16 protein-coding genes and 1 tRNA gene are annotated in these 13,932 nt (G+C 68.0%); 8 read left to right on the top strand and 9 right to left on the bottom strand.

All coding sequences use genetic code 11. The features are described 5' to 3' along the window. Positions 1–383: 383 nt before the first annotated feature. The gene (locus K6V06_RS18775; RefSeq protein WP_222245638.1) at positions 384–1,331 is read right to left on the bottom strand and encodes a cytochrome c5 family protein; all 948 of its coding nucleotides are present in this window, start codon (positions 1,329–1,331) and stop codon (positions 384–386) included. Positions 1,332–1,862: 531 nt separating this feature from the next. On the opposite strand from K6V06_RS18775, the gene K6V06_RS18770 reads away from it, so the two are divergent. After that, positions 1,863–1,938, top strand: a tRNA-Arg gene (locus tag K6V06_RS18770). A 21-nt stretch (positions 1,939–1,959) separates the two neighbouring features. On the opposite strand, the gene K6V06_RS18765 is transcribed toward K6V06_RS18770, so the two are convergent. The 3 genes from K6V06_RS18765 to K6V06_RS18755 all read right to left on the bottom strand — a co-directional run bounded on the left by K6V06_RS18765 (position 1,960) and on the right by K6V06_RS18755 (position 3,889). Continuing rightward, positions 1,960–2,460, bottom strand: coding sequence for an RES family NAD+ phosphorylase (locus tag K6V06_RS18765; RefSeq protein WP_222245637.1), 501 nt, complete (start codon positions 2,458–2,460; stop codon positions 1,960–1,962). Then, positions 2,457–2,954: an antitoxin Xre/MbcA/ParS toxin-binding domain-containing protein gene (locus K6V06_RS18760; protein ID WP_222245636.1), complete on the bottom strand. Its 498-nt coding sequence runs from the start codon at positions 2,952–2,954 to the stop codon at positions 2,457–2,459. Before K6V06_RS18760 ends, K6V06_RS18765 begins: the two co-directional genes overlap by 4 nt. A gap of 119 nt (positions 2,955–3,073) precedes the next feature. Further along, a complete protein-coding gene (locus K6V06_RS18755) occupies positions 3,074–3,889 on the bottom strand; it encodes a glycosyltransferase family 25 protein (RefSeq protein ID WP_222245635.1) in 816 nt (271 codons plus the stop codon). 221 nt (positions 3,890–4,110) lie between these two features. Here K6V06_RS18755 and arfB point away from each other — a divergent pair, with 221 nt between their 5' ends. Then, positions 4,111–4,518, top strand: a complete 408-nt coding sequence (arfB, locus tag K6V06_RS18750) for an alternative ribosome rescue aminoacyl-tRNA hydrolase ArfB (RefSeq protein WP_222245634.1) — start codon at positions 4,111–4,113, stop codon at positions 4,516–4,518. Between the two features lie 86 nt (positions 4,519–4,604). Here the strand turns inward: arfB and htpX are convergent, their stop codons facing one another. Continuing rightward, the gene (gene htpX / locus K6V06_RS18745; protein ID WP_222245633.1) at positions 4,605–5,483 is read right to left on the bottom strand and encodes a protease HtpX; all 879 of its coding nucleotides are present in this window, start codon (positions 5,481–5,483) and stop codon (positions 4,605–4,607) included. A 116-nt stretch (positions 5,484–5,599) separates the two neighbouring features. Next, positions 5,600–6,046 carry a hypothetical protein gene (locus K6V06_RS18740; protein ID WP_255581954.1) on the bottom strand — a complete coding sequence of 149 codons (447 nt, stop codon included), beginning with the start codon at positions 6,044–6,046 and terminating at the stop codon, positions 5,600–5,602. A 272-nt stretch (positions 6,047–6,318) separates the two neighbouring features. On the opposite strand from K6V06_RS18740, the gene K6V06_RS18735 reads away from it, so the two are divergent. From K6V06_RS18735 to K6V06_RS18725, 3 genes are all read left to right on the top strand, one after another. Next, positions 6,319–6,780 (top strand): Cd(II)/Pb(II)-responsive transcriptional regulator, encoded by a 462-nt coding sequence (locus K6V06_RS18735; protein ID WP_222245632.1) that lies wholly within the window; start codon positions 6,319–6,321, stop codon positions 6,778–6,780. 520 nt (positions 6,781–7,300) lie between these two features. Beyond that, positions 7,301–7,705: a nucleoside diphosphate kinase regulator gene (gene rnk / locus K6V06_RS18730; protein WP_370637504.1), complete on the top strand. Its 405-nt coding sequence runs from the start codon at positions 7,301–7,303 to the stop codon at positions 7,703–7,705. 183 nt (positions 7,706–7,888) lie between these two features. Next, a complete protein-coding gene (locus K6V06_RS18725) occupies positions 7,889–8,281 on the top strand; it encodes a hypothetical protein (protein WP_370637502.1) in 393 nt (130 codons plus the stop codon). A gap of 107 nt (positions 8,282–8,388) precedes the next feature. Here the strand turns inward: K6V06_RS18725 and K6V06_RS18720 are convergent, their stop codons facing one another. Continuing rightward, positions 8,389–9,255 (bottom strand): neutral zinc metallopeptidase, encoded by an 867-nt coding sequence (locus K6V06_RS18720; protein ID WP_222245630.1) that lies wholly within the window; start codon positions 9,253–9,255, stop codon positions 8,389–8,391. A 158-nt stretch (positions 9,256–9,413) separates the two neighbouring features. On the opposite strand from K6V06_RS18720, the gene K6V06_RS18715 reads away from it, so the two are divergent. Beyond that, entirely contained in the window at positions 9,414–9,794 is a 381-nt protein-coding gene (locus tag K6V06_RS18715) for a DUF2784 domain-containing protein (protein ID WP_222245629.1), read from the top strand. Positions 9,795–9,799: 5 nt separating this feature from the next. Here the strand turns inward: K6V06_RS18715 and K6V06_RS18710 are convergent, their stop codons facing one another. After that, entirely contained in the window at positions 9,800–10,489 is a 690-nt protein-coding gene (locus tag K6V06_RS18710) for a GntR family transcriptional regulator (protein WP_222245628.1), read from the bottom strand. Between the two features lie 220 nt (positions 10,490–10,709). Here K6V06_RS18710 and K6V06_RS18705 point away from each other — a divergent pair, with 220 nt between their 5' ends. Further along, complete coding sequence (locus tag K6V06_RS18705) at positions 10,710–11,984, top strand: allantoate amidohydrolase (protein ID WP_222245627.1); 1,275 nt, start codon at positions 10,710–10,712, stop codon at positions 11,982–11,984. A gap of 79 nt (positions 11,985–12,063) precedes the next feature. Continuing rightward, on the top strand, positions 12,064–13,314 hold the full coding sequence (locus K6V06_RS18700; RefSeq protein ID WP_222245626.1) for a M20/M25/M40 family metallo-hydrolase: 1,251 nt from the start codon (positions 12,064–12,066) through the stop codon (positions 13,312–13,314). An 18-nt stretch (positions 13,315–13,332) separates the two neighbouring features. On the opposite strand, the gene K6V06_RS18695 is transcribed toward K6V06_RS18700, so the two are convergent. Beyond that, positions 13,333–13,920, bottom strand: coding sequence for a GNAT family N-acetyltransferase (locus K6V06_RS18695; RefSeq protein WP_222245625.1), 588 nt, complete (start codon positions 13,918–13,920; stop codon positions 13,333–13,335). Positions 13,921–13,932 lie beyond the last annotated feature (12 nt).

Here is a 13,932-nt window from a genome sequence, read left to right as displayed (position 1 = left end):
TGGCCGTCACCGCCTGCATGCGCAAGCTGCTCACCGTGCTGAACGCCATGATGAAATCCGGGCAGCCATGGCAGGACAACACGCCCGCTTGACACGGTTGCTCTCCCGCAAGCGGGCGAGGGGAGCATAGCGGCGGATGAGCCAGGGCTACGGGTTGGCTCCCCTCTCCCGCAAGCGGGCGAGGGGAGCATACCGGCGGCGCGGCCAGGGCTACGGGTTGGCTCCCCTCTCCCGCCCTGCGGGAGAGGGGCCGGGGGAGAGGGCAACAGCGCCCAACCCGCCAGGATCGCCCTTCCCGCCAAGAAAAAAAGGTCCGCAACACCAGTTGCGGACCTTCCTGTTCCGGGGGGCCGCAACAACCGGACCCATCGCACCCAGGACGCTTACTTCGCCGCCCCCATCATATAGTCGGACGCCGCAATCACATCCGCGTCCGGCCCTGCATAGCCACCCTTCGGAGGCATCGCACCCTTGCCGCGCAGGGCCGAGGCGTGCAGTGCATCCGCGCCCTGCTGCAGGCGAGGCGCCCATGCAGCCTTGTCACCGAACTTCGGCGCCCCGGCCACGCCGGTGCCATGGCAGACCACGCAAGCCTGATCGTAGACCCGCTTTCCAACCTCCGCGCTCGCGCCAGCCGGTGCTGCGGCAACCTGGGTTTGTGCCGGTGCCGCCGCAGGGGCCGCGGGAGCCGGGGCCGCAGCAGCGGGTGCAGCAGGCGCAGCGGGTGCGGCACCCGCAGCCGCAGCTGCCTCGGCCGGTGCGGCGGCAGCGGCCTGCGGTGCCGAAGCGTCCTGCCCGGCAGCACCACCTTGCGCCTGCGCCGCTGCGGGAGCGGCCGGCTCTTCCAGCTTGCCGCCCGACGAGTTGACCAGATACACCATCGCGCGAGCCAGTTCATAGTCCGACACATCGTCGGGACTGCTGCCCGCGCGGGGCGGCATCGCGCCCTTGCCTTCGATCACCGACTTGAGCAGGCCATCGAAGCCCTGGCCAAGGCGGGCGCTCCAGTCTCCGGGCGTGTTGTACTTGGGCGCGCCGGCCGCGCCGGTGGCGTGGCACGCGGCGCAGACGTCCTTGTAGACCTGCTCGCCGGTCTTGAATACGCGCGGCGCGTTCGCATCGCGCAGCTCCAGCGAAGCCACCGGGCGGATGCGATCATTGGTCGCCTCCGCGGACATCGTCGAGCCCGCGCCCTCCGGTGCACCGAGTCCGACGAAGCTGACCAGCAGGATGATCACGATGACAGGCACCAGGAAGGCGGCAATCACCACGGCAATCAGCTGCTTGGGGGTCTTGATGGGAGACTCGTGTTCGGTGTGGGCGTCGCTCATGCTGAACTCTCGATTTTGCAGGAAACCCTTGGCAGCTCGTGACTGGCATGCCTTCGGGACCATCGAAACAGCGGCCATGCTTCGCCGCAGGCTCGGACAGACCATCAGGTTGCCCAGGGACGGAACCGTGTGGAAAGCGGCGGGAGCGGCGACTTCGCCAGACCATGCCGGCCCCCGGCGACCTGCCCGACGTCGTCGCATGTGGACAGGAAGCAGCCCCGTTTTTGGGCAAATAACGGGCGATTATAGTCTCAATATTCAGCAGAATGGCGCGAAAAGCGGCTGTTTCGTGACCTGGCGCAAACATCGTGTGCGCTTTGTCCACCAACCTGTGGATACCACCTATGGACAGCAAATCGTCGGCTGAGCGAAGAGGAAAGAGGCGTTTTTTGCCCCGCGCGAGGGGTTCGGCGCCAGGCATGGACTTGCGTCACGATTCGGTGGTATGCTTTGCGACTTTCCGGCAGCGGCGTTCGCTCGCAGCCGACCAATGCGGTACCGGGCATCCGCCCGTTCGCTTCCGCATCCTGTGCGCCCGTAGCTCAATGGATAGAGTACTGCCCTCCGAAGGCAGGGGTTGCTGGTTCGATCCCAGCCGGGCGCGCCAATCTCCCTTCCCGTTCCGACGTTACGGTGCCCTGTTGCCCATGCGCGGGTCGTAATGCCACTTGCGGATCTTGGTCGCCTGAACGGTCCCGATGTCCGGGTGCGCGGGATTGATGAGCACGTTGTATTCCTCAGGCACGATCACCGAGGGCACCTTTGCCAGCAGTGACGACTGTCCCGCTGCCCACGCCGTGCCCCAGTCGATCGACGTCTTGCCGGCGGGCAGTGCGTCCCATCCAACGTGGTTGGCCGGGTCCAGTTGGACGGCGCTGGTCCAGGCGACCGTCGGGACGACAAACCCGACCAGGTAGCGATTCAGCGGCAGGGAGCCGCCGAGGTGGACCAGCGTTTCGAGGCAGGCGAGCGCGCGGGAGGACGCCGCGTACACCATGGGGGTACCCGTCCTGTTCCAGCGCCCGCCGGTCAGTTCCGCGCCTTTGCCACCGATGTCGTGCGCTTCGTATAAAGGCGTATCGGTACCGATGCGCCATAGCGTGACCCCTTCCGATGCCGGGGCGCTCAAGCGTAGGCTCCGCTCTGCATCTGGCGCACCAGACTCGCAACCAGTTCGCGGCCATCCGCAGTATCCATGTAATCCGCGGGCTTGCGGCCGCCAAGGGCAGGGTGAGGTGTCTGCAGCCACGACGCGGTCCAGGTGGCGGCGTCGAATCCGGTCGGATCGCCGGATTCGGCAACGACCTGCTCGACCAGCCCTACCAGGCGGGCCAGCCCCAGCGCGCTCTCGCTTTCGTCCTTGCTGAGCAGGTCATCCGCCTTGACCTTGCGATTGGCCGTCGCGCGCGCGATGCCGAGCCAACCGTACAAGCTGTCTCGTGACACGGCCATGTCACGGGATAGCGCGACCAGGATGCTCGCCGGCAGGCCGTGCTTGACCAGCCCGATCCGTTCCTCCCGGTCAGCGAGAAAGAACGCGACGTAGCGCACCTCGGGATCTCCCAGCAAGCGGTAGACGTCGTCGATCTTGTTCAGACGTGGCACGGTGTCGCTCCGGGACATGGTGCACCTCCACTCATATGAGCATCCATGATAGCTCAAACGAGCGGAATGGAGGAGGCGCACGCCTGCTGTACAAGGTACCAGCGCGCCCCCCGGCCGTCACCGAGACAACCGCCCGCTCAACGCCACAGTTGCCGCAGATGCTTCTGCCACACCTTCTTCAGGGCGAAGTGAAATTGCTGGCGCCAGCGTGGCCGCGTGCCTTCCAGCGACGTCGCGAAGCGACCGTTCTTGCTGCCCTGCTCGACGATCGGGTCCTCGAACCACAGGATCTGGATGCCCAGTTCGCGGTCCATCCGGTCGAAGGCGTGGTCGATGGGATGGTCCATCCGGTTCGCTTCCATCCACGCCAGCCGCATCGCCGCCGCATCGGCGCCAATGACATACGAGTCCGTCAGCCGGCCCCTGGTATTGGGATACAGCGACTGCCCGTCCCGGCGCTGGCTGCGCGGGGTGTATTGATTGCCGCCGCTGCCGAGGTAGACCACATGCGGCCCTTCCCACGCGCGGGACTCGGCCAGCGCGCGCTCCAGGCCCTCGCTGAATCCGGGCAGCAGCACGGCGTCGTCCTCCAGCACAAGGACCCGATCCCAGCCGCGGGTGGCGGCGCGCTGCAGCGCGACCAGATGCTTGAGGGAGCAGGACTTGACGTTGCGCAGCAGGTCCGGGCCGTCGAAGTAGCGCTGGTCGGTCTGCGGGTCGATGTCGTTCGCATCGAACTCGTGCACGAACTCGCATTCGAGCCCATGCGCGGCGAGCTGCCGCTCGATATGTTCGCGCCGCTCGACGAAGGAGCGGACATTGATGACGAGAATGCCGCCGAGGCCCAGCGCGCGCAGCGCTTCCATCCGGGAACCATGGCCATGAAGGTGGCCGGCACGCGGCCCCGCGGGAACGGCCGAGCGGCCGATCCCGTCGTTGAATTGTTGTCTCATTGAACCTGCTTGAAGAATTCGGCGGGGCTGGATTCATGCCCCAGTGCTTGATGCTGCACGGAAGCAATGTCCCGGGTAGCATGCAAAGCGCGCCATGATAGCGTCTCCCGCATCGGGCACAGGCTAGTCGCCCACGATGACAGGCCGGTTTCAGCAGGAACCCAACACGCGCACCGCTTGCCTTACCAGCGCAGGGACGCTTTCCCACTGCCAGGATCACGATGACTTTCCCGCCAGACACCATCCCGCATCACGAGTACCAGATCACCGCGATCCGGGCGCAGGGCGCCGGCGGCCAGAACATCAACAAGGTGTCGAACGCCGTCCATCTGCGTTTCGACGTGCGCGCGTCGTCGCTGCAGGAAGACCACAAGGAGCGGCTGCTGAATCTGCACGACCACCGCATCACGCGCGACGGCGTGGTGGTGATCAAGGCGCAGCAGCATCGCAGCCTGGAATTGAACCGGGAAGAAGCGGTGCGCCGTCTGCACGAACTGGTCGCCAGCGTGGCGCAGGCCCCCAAGGCGCGGCGGCCGACACGTCGGACACTGGCATCGCGCCAGCGCCGGCTCGAAAGCAAGAGCCAGCGCAGCCAGGTCAAGGCTGCGCGCTCCCGCGTCGAGATCTGAAGCATGCCGCCCGGGCGCGGGCCAGGCTCGCGCCAGGCAGGCATGCGGGACCGCCCTCGGCAGGGCGGTCCCGGGTCAGGCGGGAATCAGCGGGCGCCTTGCAGGCGCGCGATCCGGTCCTCGATCGGCGGGTGGCTGGCGAACAGGGCCATGCAGCTGCGGCCGCCGGCAATGCCCATCGCGCGCATGTTCTGCGGCAGCGTCTCGTTCTCCAGGCCACCGAGGCGGCGCAGCGCGTTGACCATCGGCGAGGGCGACCCCATCAGCTGCGACGCGCCGGCGTCGGCACGGTATTCGCGGTAGCGCGAGAAGGCCGCGACGATGATGCTGGCCAGGATGCCGAAGACGATCTCGCAGACGATGACGGTGGCCATGTAGCCAATGCCCGGGCCGCTCGATTCCTCGTCATTCTTGCGCAGCATGGAATCGACGAAGTAGCCGACCACGCGGGCGAGGAAGATCACGAAGGTGTTGACCACCCCCTGGATCAGCGTGAGGGTCACCATGTCGCCGTTGGCCACGTGCGCGATCTCGTGCGCCAGCACTGCCTCGACTTCCTCGTGCGTCATGCTCTGCAGCAGGCCGGTCGAGACGGCCACCAGCGAGCTGTTCTTCGTCGCGCCGGTGGCGAAGGCGTTGGGTTCGCCTTCGTAGATGGCGACCTCGGGCATCGGCAGGCCGGCACGCTGGGCCAGCTTCTCGACGGTCTGCATCAGCCACAGCTCGGTGCTGGTGCTGGGATGGGTGATGACCTGCGCGCCGGTGGACCACTTGGCGATGGTCTTGGACATCAGCAGCGAGATGAAGGCGCCACCGAAGCCCATCAGCGCGGCGAAGGCGAGCAGCGTGCCAAGGTTCAGGCCATTGGCGGTCAGGAAGCGGTTCACCCCGAGCAGGCTGGCGGTGATGCTCAGGACGATCATGACGGCGAGGTTGGTCGCCAGGAACAGCAGAATGCGTTTCATGTTGAGTTGGTGAACAGGAAAAATAGAGGCGGACGCGCCTCGGTACGCGCACGGCCGTGTGAGCCGCGCGTGCGAACAGGATGTGGTGCCGCGCGGAGCGGCACCACCGGAGACGGTCAGACGCGAGGGGGACGCGGCAGGCGGGGCAGCAGCGGATCGGGAAGCGCGGCCCCGGCATAGGGCGGTGCGGCGGCGCGCGCAGCCTGCGCGCCCAGGGCGAGCGTGCGAGAGGGCAGCAATTGCTCGGCGAGGTCGGCGCCAGTGGGCGCCGTATCGGCGCCTTCCCCGAGCAGGGGGTCGGGGCTCGGGAAGCCGGACGACGGATCGCCGGCGGCCTGCGGCTGCCCGCTGCCGTCGGCTTGCGCCGGCAGGGACAGACCGGCAAGCGCCTCCATGGCCGCCGCCTCTTGCGCCGCCGCCTCTTGTGCCGCCGAGCAGGCGCCGGCATGCCGGTCCAGCCCCTCCAGCAGCGCCACCACCGGCTGGGCCTGCGCGGACGCGACGGGCGCAGCTTGCCCCGCCCATCCGTGCAGAGGCAGCAGGGACAGCAGCAGTAGCAGCATCGGCAGCAGCATACGCTTGAGCGTTCGCAGCGACGCCAGGAGGGGGACGGCGGATAGCACGGGTTCGATATTGCGAGGCACCGGTCGGTGCTGGACTGAAGTCAGTTCGACACCCCGGAGTCGCAGGAATTCTACCGTATGCGCCGTTGCCGTTGCGTGCGCGCTTGCGTGCGCCCCTCGGCTGCGCCATCTCTGCAAACAACGGCCCGGTGCCCCGGCCCGGTTTGCTACACTGGCCTTGAAAACCCCGTAATTGCTACAAGGTATCGGCCATGAGAATCGGTGAACTTGCCCGCCGCAGCGGGTGCGATACGGAGACGATCCGCTACTACGAACGGGAAGGATTGCTGGACCGGCCCCAGCGCGAGGAGAACGGCTATCGCCGTTACAGCGGCGGCCATCTGGTGCAGCTGAACTTCGTTCGCCACTGCCGCTCGCTGGGCATGAGCCTGGCCGACGTGCGCCGGCTGCGGGATTTCGAGCGCGATCCCGGAGCGGCGTGCGACGGTATCAATGCGCTGATCGACCGCCAGATCGAACAGATCCACACCCAGCGCCTCGCCCTGGAAGCACTGGAGGAGCGCCTGCGGGCGCTGCGCCATTCCTGCGAGCAGGGACACAGCGCCGCGGACTGCGGCATCCTGCACAATCTGCAGCGGGCAGCCTGCGGTGGCACCTGCGAATGCCACCCGTTGTCCCAGGAGCCGGGACCGGCGGCGACGGGGGCGGCCTGAGCCCGTTGGGGCAGGCGCCGATGCCGCTGCAATGTGCTAGCATCGTCCGTACTTCGGTTCCGGACCACGTCCGGGGCCGCTCCGCGCCCGCGGAATCCACCCGCTTCGATTAGCAAAGCCGATTCGACCCTGTCATGCAGATCGCCCGCCACGCCGTCTTCCACCGGACCGACCGCTCCATGCGGCCGACCGGCGCGCGCGCGCTGGCCGCTGTCATGACCCGTTCCACGCAGTTGCCGACCCAGCCTCTGCGGATCAGCGCCCCGCTTGATCCCGCCCGGTTCCCAGCCTAGCCGTCCCTCGCGCCGGGCCCTGCCGAACCGGGCCTCGCCTCCAGCCGCCGGTTTTGCGGCGAATGCCACAGCACACGAATTCCGGCGACGGATCTCCGCCGCCTGCCTATGTCACTTTGCCATGCCGTACGGCTGGCGGTGGCGAGACACAACATCAGGCCATGCCCATCGCTCCGGGCCGGAGCGATATCGCGGCCACTGAACGAGGAGTCACCATGTCGCAATCCATGGAGCAAACCACCCTGTACCTGACGGAGCTCGACGTTACCCGTCTCGAGCGGATCGCCGCCCGCACGGGCAATCCGCACCTTGCCGAGCAGCTTGACGCGCTGCTCGAGCGCGCCGCCATCGTCGAGCCGGGCGCGGTGCCGCGGGACGTCGTCACCATGAACTCGCGGCTGCGCTGCACGCTCGAGGGCGACCCCGCGCCGCGTGAATGGACGCTGGTCTACCCCGACGCCGCCGATTTCGAAGCGGGGAGAGTATCGGTGTTCTCGCCGGTGGGGCAGGCGCTGCTCGGTGCCCGCGTCAACGACACGGTGTCGTACCGGTTGCCGGATGGGCGTGCGCAGACCGTCACGATCCAGGAGCTGTCCTGGCAGCCCGAGGCCAACGGCGAGTTCACGGTCTAGGGCGGCTGCTGCTACGCGCGCGCTCGCCGTCGTTTCACGGCGCACAACGCACCATTCGTCGCAGCCCCATTTCTGACCGGACAGTCAGGGACTAACCTTCAACCCGTGATCGCAGGGCAGCAAAGACTGTCTGGCACACAGGTAGTCCAGATAACGACAGCACACAGTTGAAGGAGTCCCAAAATGACCAGCAGCCGTATTGCCGGCCGCATGCTCGCGGCCGCCGTTTCTACCCTGATCGCCGTCTCTTCCGGCGCCGCGCTCGCCGCGCCCGCCGCCAATGGCAAGGCGGGCAAGTTCGATGTCTATGCCGATGCGTTGCGCACCGGCCAGTTCGACGTGTTCAGCGAGGGCGCGCGCCAGGGCAGGTTCGATGTCTTCAGCGAAGGCGCCCGCAAGGGTCAGTTCGACGTGTTCAGCGAAGGCGCGCGCCAGGGCCGTTTCGACCCGTATTCGGAGGGTGCCAGCAAGGGCGGCTTCAATCCCTTCACGGACGGCGCCCATGGCGACCTGGCCGCGAGCGCGCTGGACAATGCTCGCGGCGGCGACGGTTCCTTGTACGGGTACCGTGTCTGAGGCCCCGGGCGGCCGCGCCTGAATCCTCGCTTCTCTCCCGCCTGCCCGGTTGTTCTCCTCCAACCTCTCTCTCGCGCCGGGCAGGCGTTTTTCTTCCGGAGCGGTGGCTACAGCTGCCGCGTCCCAAACGTATCGCAGCGCTCGACGTTGCCCGATTCGAAGCCGCGCCGCAGCCATCGCACCCGTTGTTCGCTGCTGCCGTGGGTGAACGCCTCGGGCACCACGTGGCCTTGCGATTGCCGCTGCAGCCGGTCGTCGCCGATCGCAGCCGCGGCGCGCAGCCCCTCTTCGATATCGCCCGGTTCCAGTAGTTGCTGGTTGGCCTGTTGCGCGACAGCGGCCCATACGCCGGCGAAGCAATCCGCCTGCAGTTCCAGCCGCACCGACAGCTGGTTGGCCTGCGTCTCGCTTATGCGGCGGCGGGCGGCGTCGACCTGGTCGCTGACGCCGAGCAGATGCTGGACGTGATGGCCGACCTCGTGCGCGATCACATAGGCCTGGGCAAAGTCGCCCGCGGCGCCGAAGCGTTGCCGCAGTTCATCGTAAAAGGACAGGTCGATATAGACGCGCCGGTCGGCCGGGCAGTAGAACGGACCCATCGCCGCCTGGCCGGTGCCGCAGGCGGTCTGCGTCGCGCCGCTGAACATCACCAGCGTTGGCGGCTGGTATTGCTGCCCGAGTTGCGAACGGAATACGGTGTCCCAGGTGCGCTCGGTATTGCCCAGCACCTTGCGCACGAAGACCGACATCTCGTCGGTTGCCGCGGGGCCCGCCTGCTGTTGCGCCTGTTGCGGCGGCGCCTGCAGGCTGCCGGCGCCCTGCAGCAGCAGCATCGGATCGATGCCGAGAAAATAGGCGGCCGCCAGGGCAACGATCACGGTGCCGATGCCCACGCCGCCGGTGCGCAGACCGAAGCCGCCGGCGCCGCGCCGATCCTCTACGTGCTGGCTTTCGGCTTCATCGTCCAGGCGCATGGCGGCTCCATAGTGGCTGAGAGGAGAGCCGAGTATAGCAATCGGACCGGGCGCGAAAGGTCGGGCGCTGTCCGACGCGATTGCCGCCTGAGCCCGCTTGCCCGCCGGGCCAGGGACTGGAATCATCGGGTTCCGATCCTCAAGGGAGGCTGCCGACGATGGCCGCGCTGTTTGCCGACGCCGTGGTGGTGCTGCATCTTGCCTTCGTCGCCTTCGTGGTCGCCGGCGGCATGCTGGTATGGCGCTGGCCGGCCATGGCATGGCTGCATCTACCGGCGGCGCTATGGGGGGCGACCGTCGAGTGGACCGGCTGGATCTGTCCGCTGACGCCGCTGGAAAACCGCTTGCGCGCAGCGGCAGGGGAGGCGGGCTACGAGAGCGGGTTTGTCGAGCACTATCTGCTGCCGCTGCTGTATCCCGCGGCGCTGGCGCGCGAGACCCAGCTGGTGCTCGGTGCCCTGGTGGTGCTCGTCAATGTCGCGGTGTATGCGCTCTGGTGGCGGACTCGCCGCCGCGCTCAGTTCCGGGATCCCCGCTAGCCGGGTCAGCCGAGCAGCGCCGTGACGAGGTCCCGAGGCTGTGCGTCGTCCTCCGGCTCGAACTGCAGCGCCTGCTCCACGTGGCCCAGATGGTCCAGCATCAGCGCCACGGCGCGATCGGCGTCTCCCGCTCGCGCCGCATCGATGAACAGGCGGTGCTCGTCCGCCGAGCAGACCGCGTCGCGCTGCGACTGGTACAGCATGGTGATGACGGCACTGCGCAGCGACAGCTCGCGCAGCATCTCGGTGAGCACCCGATTGCCGGCCACTTCCGCCAGCAGGATGTGGAAATCGCTCAACAGGCGCGTGCGCACCTGGACCTGTCCGCCGGCCAGCGCGCTCTTCTCGGCGGCCAGATGCCGGTCGATCCGCCGAAAGTCCGCCGCGTTGGCGCGCGCGACGAATTCCCGTGCGACCGCCGCTTCCAGGATGCGCCGTACCGCGAAGACCTCGCGCGCCTCCTCGGCGCTCGGGCGTGCGACGAAGGCGCCCTTGTCCGGCACGATCTGGATCACCTTGTCCTTGGACAGCATCAGCAGCGCCGCCCGCACCTTGGTGCGGCTGACCCGGTAGACCGTCGCGAGCGCTTCTTCGCGCAGCCGCGTACCGGGCGGCAGGCGATGCGACACGATTGCCGCGACGAGGTCGTCGGCAATCGCTTCGGCGGTCATGGCGGGATCGATATGGTCGGGCATGAAGAAGGCGCATGGGTGCGCAGGCACCGGCAGCGAGCAGGAAGTGGCCGTGATTCTATCCGCGGCCCTGGGCTGGCGCGCCACGCCACTATAGGTCAACGCAGTTTTGTATGCAATTTTTGGATTCATTTGCTACCATGCCTGCACGCGGCCAGCGTGCCCGGGCGAGACGCCCGCCTTGCGCCGCCTGCCCTGGTGCAAACCAACCGTGGAGATTCGCATGGCCGCCCCCGTCCCCTCCGAGCTGGACCTTCCCAACCCCATCGGCAGCCAGATCCTGCAGTGGGCCGACGAGCTGGCCAGCCACACCGAGCAGCCGGGGATGCTGACGCGGACCTACCTGACCCCCGCGCACCACGGCGCGGCCGCGCGCATCCGCGACTGGATGGAGCAGGCCGGCATGACGGTGCGGCGCGACGCCGCGGGCAACGTGATCGGCCGCTATGAGGCCGAGCGTCCGGGCGCGCCGGCCCTGATGACCGGATCCCACTTCGACACCGTGCGCGACGCCGGCCGCTACGACGGCAACCTGGGCGTACTGCTGCCGATCGCCTGCATTGCGCAGTGGCATCGGCAGGGCCGGCGCTTTCCCTTTGCCCTGGAAGTCGTCGCCTTCGCGGAGGAGGAGGGCGTGCGCTTCAAGGCGACCCTGCTTGGCAGCCGCGCAATCGCCGGCACCTTCGACTACGCGGTGCTCGACAACGTGGACGAATCCGGCGTCACGATGCGCGAGGCGATCCGGCTGGCGGGCTTCGATCCCCAGGCCCTCCCGGCCGCCGCCTGCCCGCCGCAGCAGATGCTGGCCTTCGTCGAAGTGCATATCGAACAGGGCCCCGTGCTGCTGAACGAAGGGCTCCCCGTCGGCGTGGTCACCGCCATTTCGGGCGCGAGCCGCTTCCTGGTCGAGCTGGAGGGCCTGGCGGGCCATGCCGGTACCGTGCCGATGGAGATGCGCCGCGACGCCGCCATGGCCGCTGCCGAGATCGGCCTCTACATCGAGCGCCGCTGCAGCGGCACGCCGGGGCTGGTCGGCACGGTCGGGCAGTTGCAGGTGCCCAACGGCGCGACCAACGTGGTGCCGGGCCGCGCCATCTTCTCGATCGATATCCGTGCCGGTGAAGACGCGCTGCGTCAGGCCGCGGTACAGGACGTGCTCGCCGAGATCGAGCGCGTCTGCGCGCGCCGTGGCATCCGGCCCGAGGTGCGCCGCACCCATGAGGCCGCCAGCGTGCCGTGCGCTGGCTGGCTGCGCGAGCAATGGGCGCAGGCGATCGCGCGTCAAGGCCTGCCGGTGCGACAGCTGCCCTCGGGCGCGGGCCATGACGCCATGGCGATTGCGGCGATCGCCGACGTGGCAATGCTGTTCGTGCGCTGTGGCAACGGCGGCATCAGCCACCACCCGACCGAAACCATGACGGCACAGGATGCGGACATCGCCGCCCGCGTGTTCCGCGACTTCGTCGAGCACTTTCACCCGCAGGCGTCGCCACGCTGACCGGTTTCGCTCCAGTCCGGCGGCAGGCAGCGGCGGACGCGTCGCCCCTTTCAACACCGCACTTCACTACCGAGGTCCCATGCAACAGGCACGACAGGCCCTGACCGAATTCATCGATGCGCACCGGCCGGCGCAGGAAGCGTTTCTCGCGGAGCTGGTCAAGGTGCCCTCCGACAACCCCCCGGGCAATTGCGATGCGCACGGCGCGCGCGCACGCCAGTTGCTGGAAGGCCTGGGCTTCACCGTGGAGGCGCACAAGGTGCCCGAGGAGATGGTGCGGGCGTCCGGCATGATCAGCGCGACCAACCTGATCGTGCGCAAGACCTTCGGCACGGGCGGCCCCACCATCGCGCTGAACGCGCACGGCGATGTGGTCCCGCCGGGACTGGGCTGGACCCACGATCCCTACGGTGCCGAGGTCATCGACACCGAGCACGGCCCGTCCATGGTCGGCCGCGGCGTGGCGGTGTCCAAGTCCGACTTCGCGACCTATACCTATGCACTGCTGGCGCTGATGCAGGCGCAGCAGCAGGGTGCCCAATTCAACGGCACCGTCGAGCTGCACTTCACCTATGACGAAGAAACCGGCGGCGACATCGGCCCGAAGTATCTGCTCGACCAGGGATTGAGCAAGCCGGATTTCGCCATCTCCGCCGGCTTTTCCTACGGCATCACGTCGGCGCACAACGGCTGCCTACACGTCGAGGTCACCGTGCGCGGCAAGCAGGGCCACGCCGCCATGCCGCATACCGGCATCGACGCCATCGAGGCCGCCACGCATATCCTGCAGGCGGTCTACGGACTGCGCGCGCAACTGGCCACGCGCAAGTCGAAGGTGCCGGGCATCGACTGCGCCACGCTGAACGTCGGTCTGATCAAGGGCGGCATCAACACCAACGTGGTGCCCGATCTGGTGACGTTCCGCATCGACCGCCGCATGATTCCCGAGGAACTGGGCTTCGATGCCGAAGGCGAGATCCGTTCGGTGGTGGAGCAGGCGGCCGCGCAGCGCCCCGGCATCCAGGTCAGCGTCGAGCGCGTGATCCTGGCCGAGCCGCTGTCCGAGCTGCCCGGCGTCGAGCGGCTGATCGGTGCGCTGCGCGCGCATGCCGGCGAGGTGTTCGGCACCGACATCCCGGTACACGGGGTGCCGCTCTATACGGATGCCAGGCATTACACCAGCCATGGCGTGCCGACGGTGCTGTACGGCGCCGGCCCCCGCACGCTGATGGAGGCGCGCGGACACAACTCCGACGAGAATCTGCGACTGGACGACCTGAACCGCGCGACCAAGGTAGTCGCGCTGGCGTTGGCCGATCTGCTGAAGTGAACTGAGGACCTGGGGCGGTCAGGCCTGGGGCTGGGTGTCCGCCCCTGCGCCGAGCGCCCGTTGCATCAGCACGGTGTCGATCCACTGGCCGTGCTTGTACCCCACCGCTTCGAGACGGGCCGCATGGCGAAATCCCATGCGCCGGTGCAGCGCCATCGAGGCTTCGCCTTCATCGCCAGCGGGGCAGGCGATCACCGCAATCATCTGGCGCCACGGCCCGGCTTCGCAGCGCGCGAGCAGCGCTTCGAGCAGGATCGCGCCGACGCCGCGCCCGCGCATGCGGTCGTCCAGGTAGATCGAATTCTCGACCGTGTACCGATAGGCGCTGCGCGGCCGGTATGTCGTCGCATAGGCATAGCCGCAGAGCATCGGGCGGCCGTCCTGCTGCAGTTCCGCCACCAGGTACGGCAAGCCCTTGTCCAGCACCGCCGCGCGCCGCGCCCGCATCTCGTCCAGCGTCGGCGGCGTCTCCTCCAGCGAGGCGCGCCCGTGCACGACGTGGTGGGCGTAGATGGCGTGAATCGCCGGCATATCGTCGTCGCGCGCATCCCGTACGGTGGGTCGCGCAGTGTCGGTGTCGGTGTCGGTGCGGAGCGTACCTGGCATGATGCGAGTCGT

The organism is Cupriavidus sp. AU9028, from assembly GCF_019795295.1.
Classification (GTDB): Bacteria; Pseudomonadota; Gammaproteobacteria; order Burkholderiales; family Burkholderiaceae; genus Cupriavidus.
The sequence above is the reverse complement of the archived record's forward strand: the minus strand, read 5'-3'. Positions and strand labels throughout refer to the sequence as shown.

What these genes read in the sequence shown, in the direction of transcription:
- rnk (WP_370637504.1), top strand. Translation starts at nt 7,301, where the DNA reads ATGGAGCAAACCACCCTGTACCTGACGGAGCTCGACGTTACCCGTCTC.
- K6V06_RS18710 (WP_222245628.1), bottom strand. Translation starts at nt 10,489, where the DNA reads ATGCCCGACCATATCGATCCCGCCATGACCGCCGAAGCGATTGCCGAC.
- K6V06_RS18735 (WP_222245632.1), top strand. Translation starts at nt 6,319, where the DNA reads ATGAGAATCGGTGAACTTGCCCGCCGCAGCGGGTGCGATACGGAGACG.
- K6V06_RS18725 (WP_370637502.1), top strand. Translation starts at nt 7,889, where the DNA reads ATGACCAGCAGCCGTATTGCCGGCCGCATGCTCGCGGCCGCCGTTTCT.
- K6V06_RS18740 (WP_255581954.1), bottom strand. Translation starts at nt 6,046, where the DNA reads ATGCTGCTACTGCTGCTGTCCCTGCTGCCTCTGCACGGATGGGCGGGG.
- K6V06_RS18715 (WP_222245629.1), top strand. Translation starts at nt 9,414, where the DNA reads ATGGCCGCGCTGTTTGCCGACGCCGTGGTGGTGCTGCATCTTGCCTTC.
- K6V06_RS18705 (WP_222245627.1), top strand. Translation starts at nt 10,710, where the DNA reads ATGGCCGCCCCCGTCCCCTCCGAGCTGGACCTTCCCAACCCCATCGGC.
- K6V06_RS18700 (WP_222245626.1), top strand. Translation starts at nt 12,064, where the DNA reads ATGCAACAGGCACGACAGGCCCTGACCGAATTCATCGATGCGCACCGG.
- K6V06_RS18695 (WP_222245625.1), bottom strand. Translation starts at nt 13,920, where the DNA reads ATGCCAGGTACGCTCCGCACCGACACCGACACCGACACTGCGCGACCC.
- htpX (WP_222245633.1), bottom strand. Translation starts at nt 5,483, where the DNA reads ATGAAACGCATTCTGCTGTTCCTGGCGACCAACCTCGCCGTCATGATC.
- K6V06_RS18760 (WP_222245636.1), bottom strand. Translation starts at nt 2,954, where the DNA reads ATGTCCCGGAGCGACACCGTGCCACGTCTGAACAAGATCGACGACGTC.
- arfB (WP_222245634.1), top strand. Translation starts at nt 4,111, where the DNA reads ATGACTTTCCCGCCAGACACCATCCCGCATCACGAGTACCAGATCACC.
- K6V06_RS18755 (WP_222245635.1), bottom strand. Translation starts at nt 3,889, where the DNA reads ATGAGACAACAATTCAACGACGGGATCGGCCGCTCGGCCGTTCCCGCG.
- K6V06_RS18775 (WP_222245638.1), bottom strand. Translation starts at nt 1,331, where the DNA reads ATGAGCGACGCCCACACCGAACACGAGTCTCCCATCAAGACCCCCAAG.
- K6V06_RS18720 (WP_222245630.1), bottom strand. Translation starts at nt 9,255, where the DNA reads ATGCGCCTGGACGATGAAGCCGAAAGCCAGCACGTAGAGGATCGGCGC.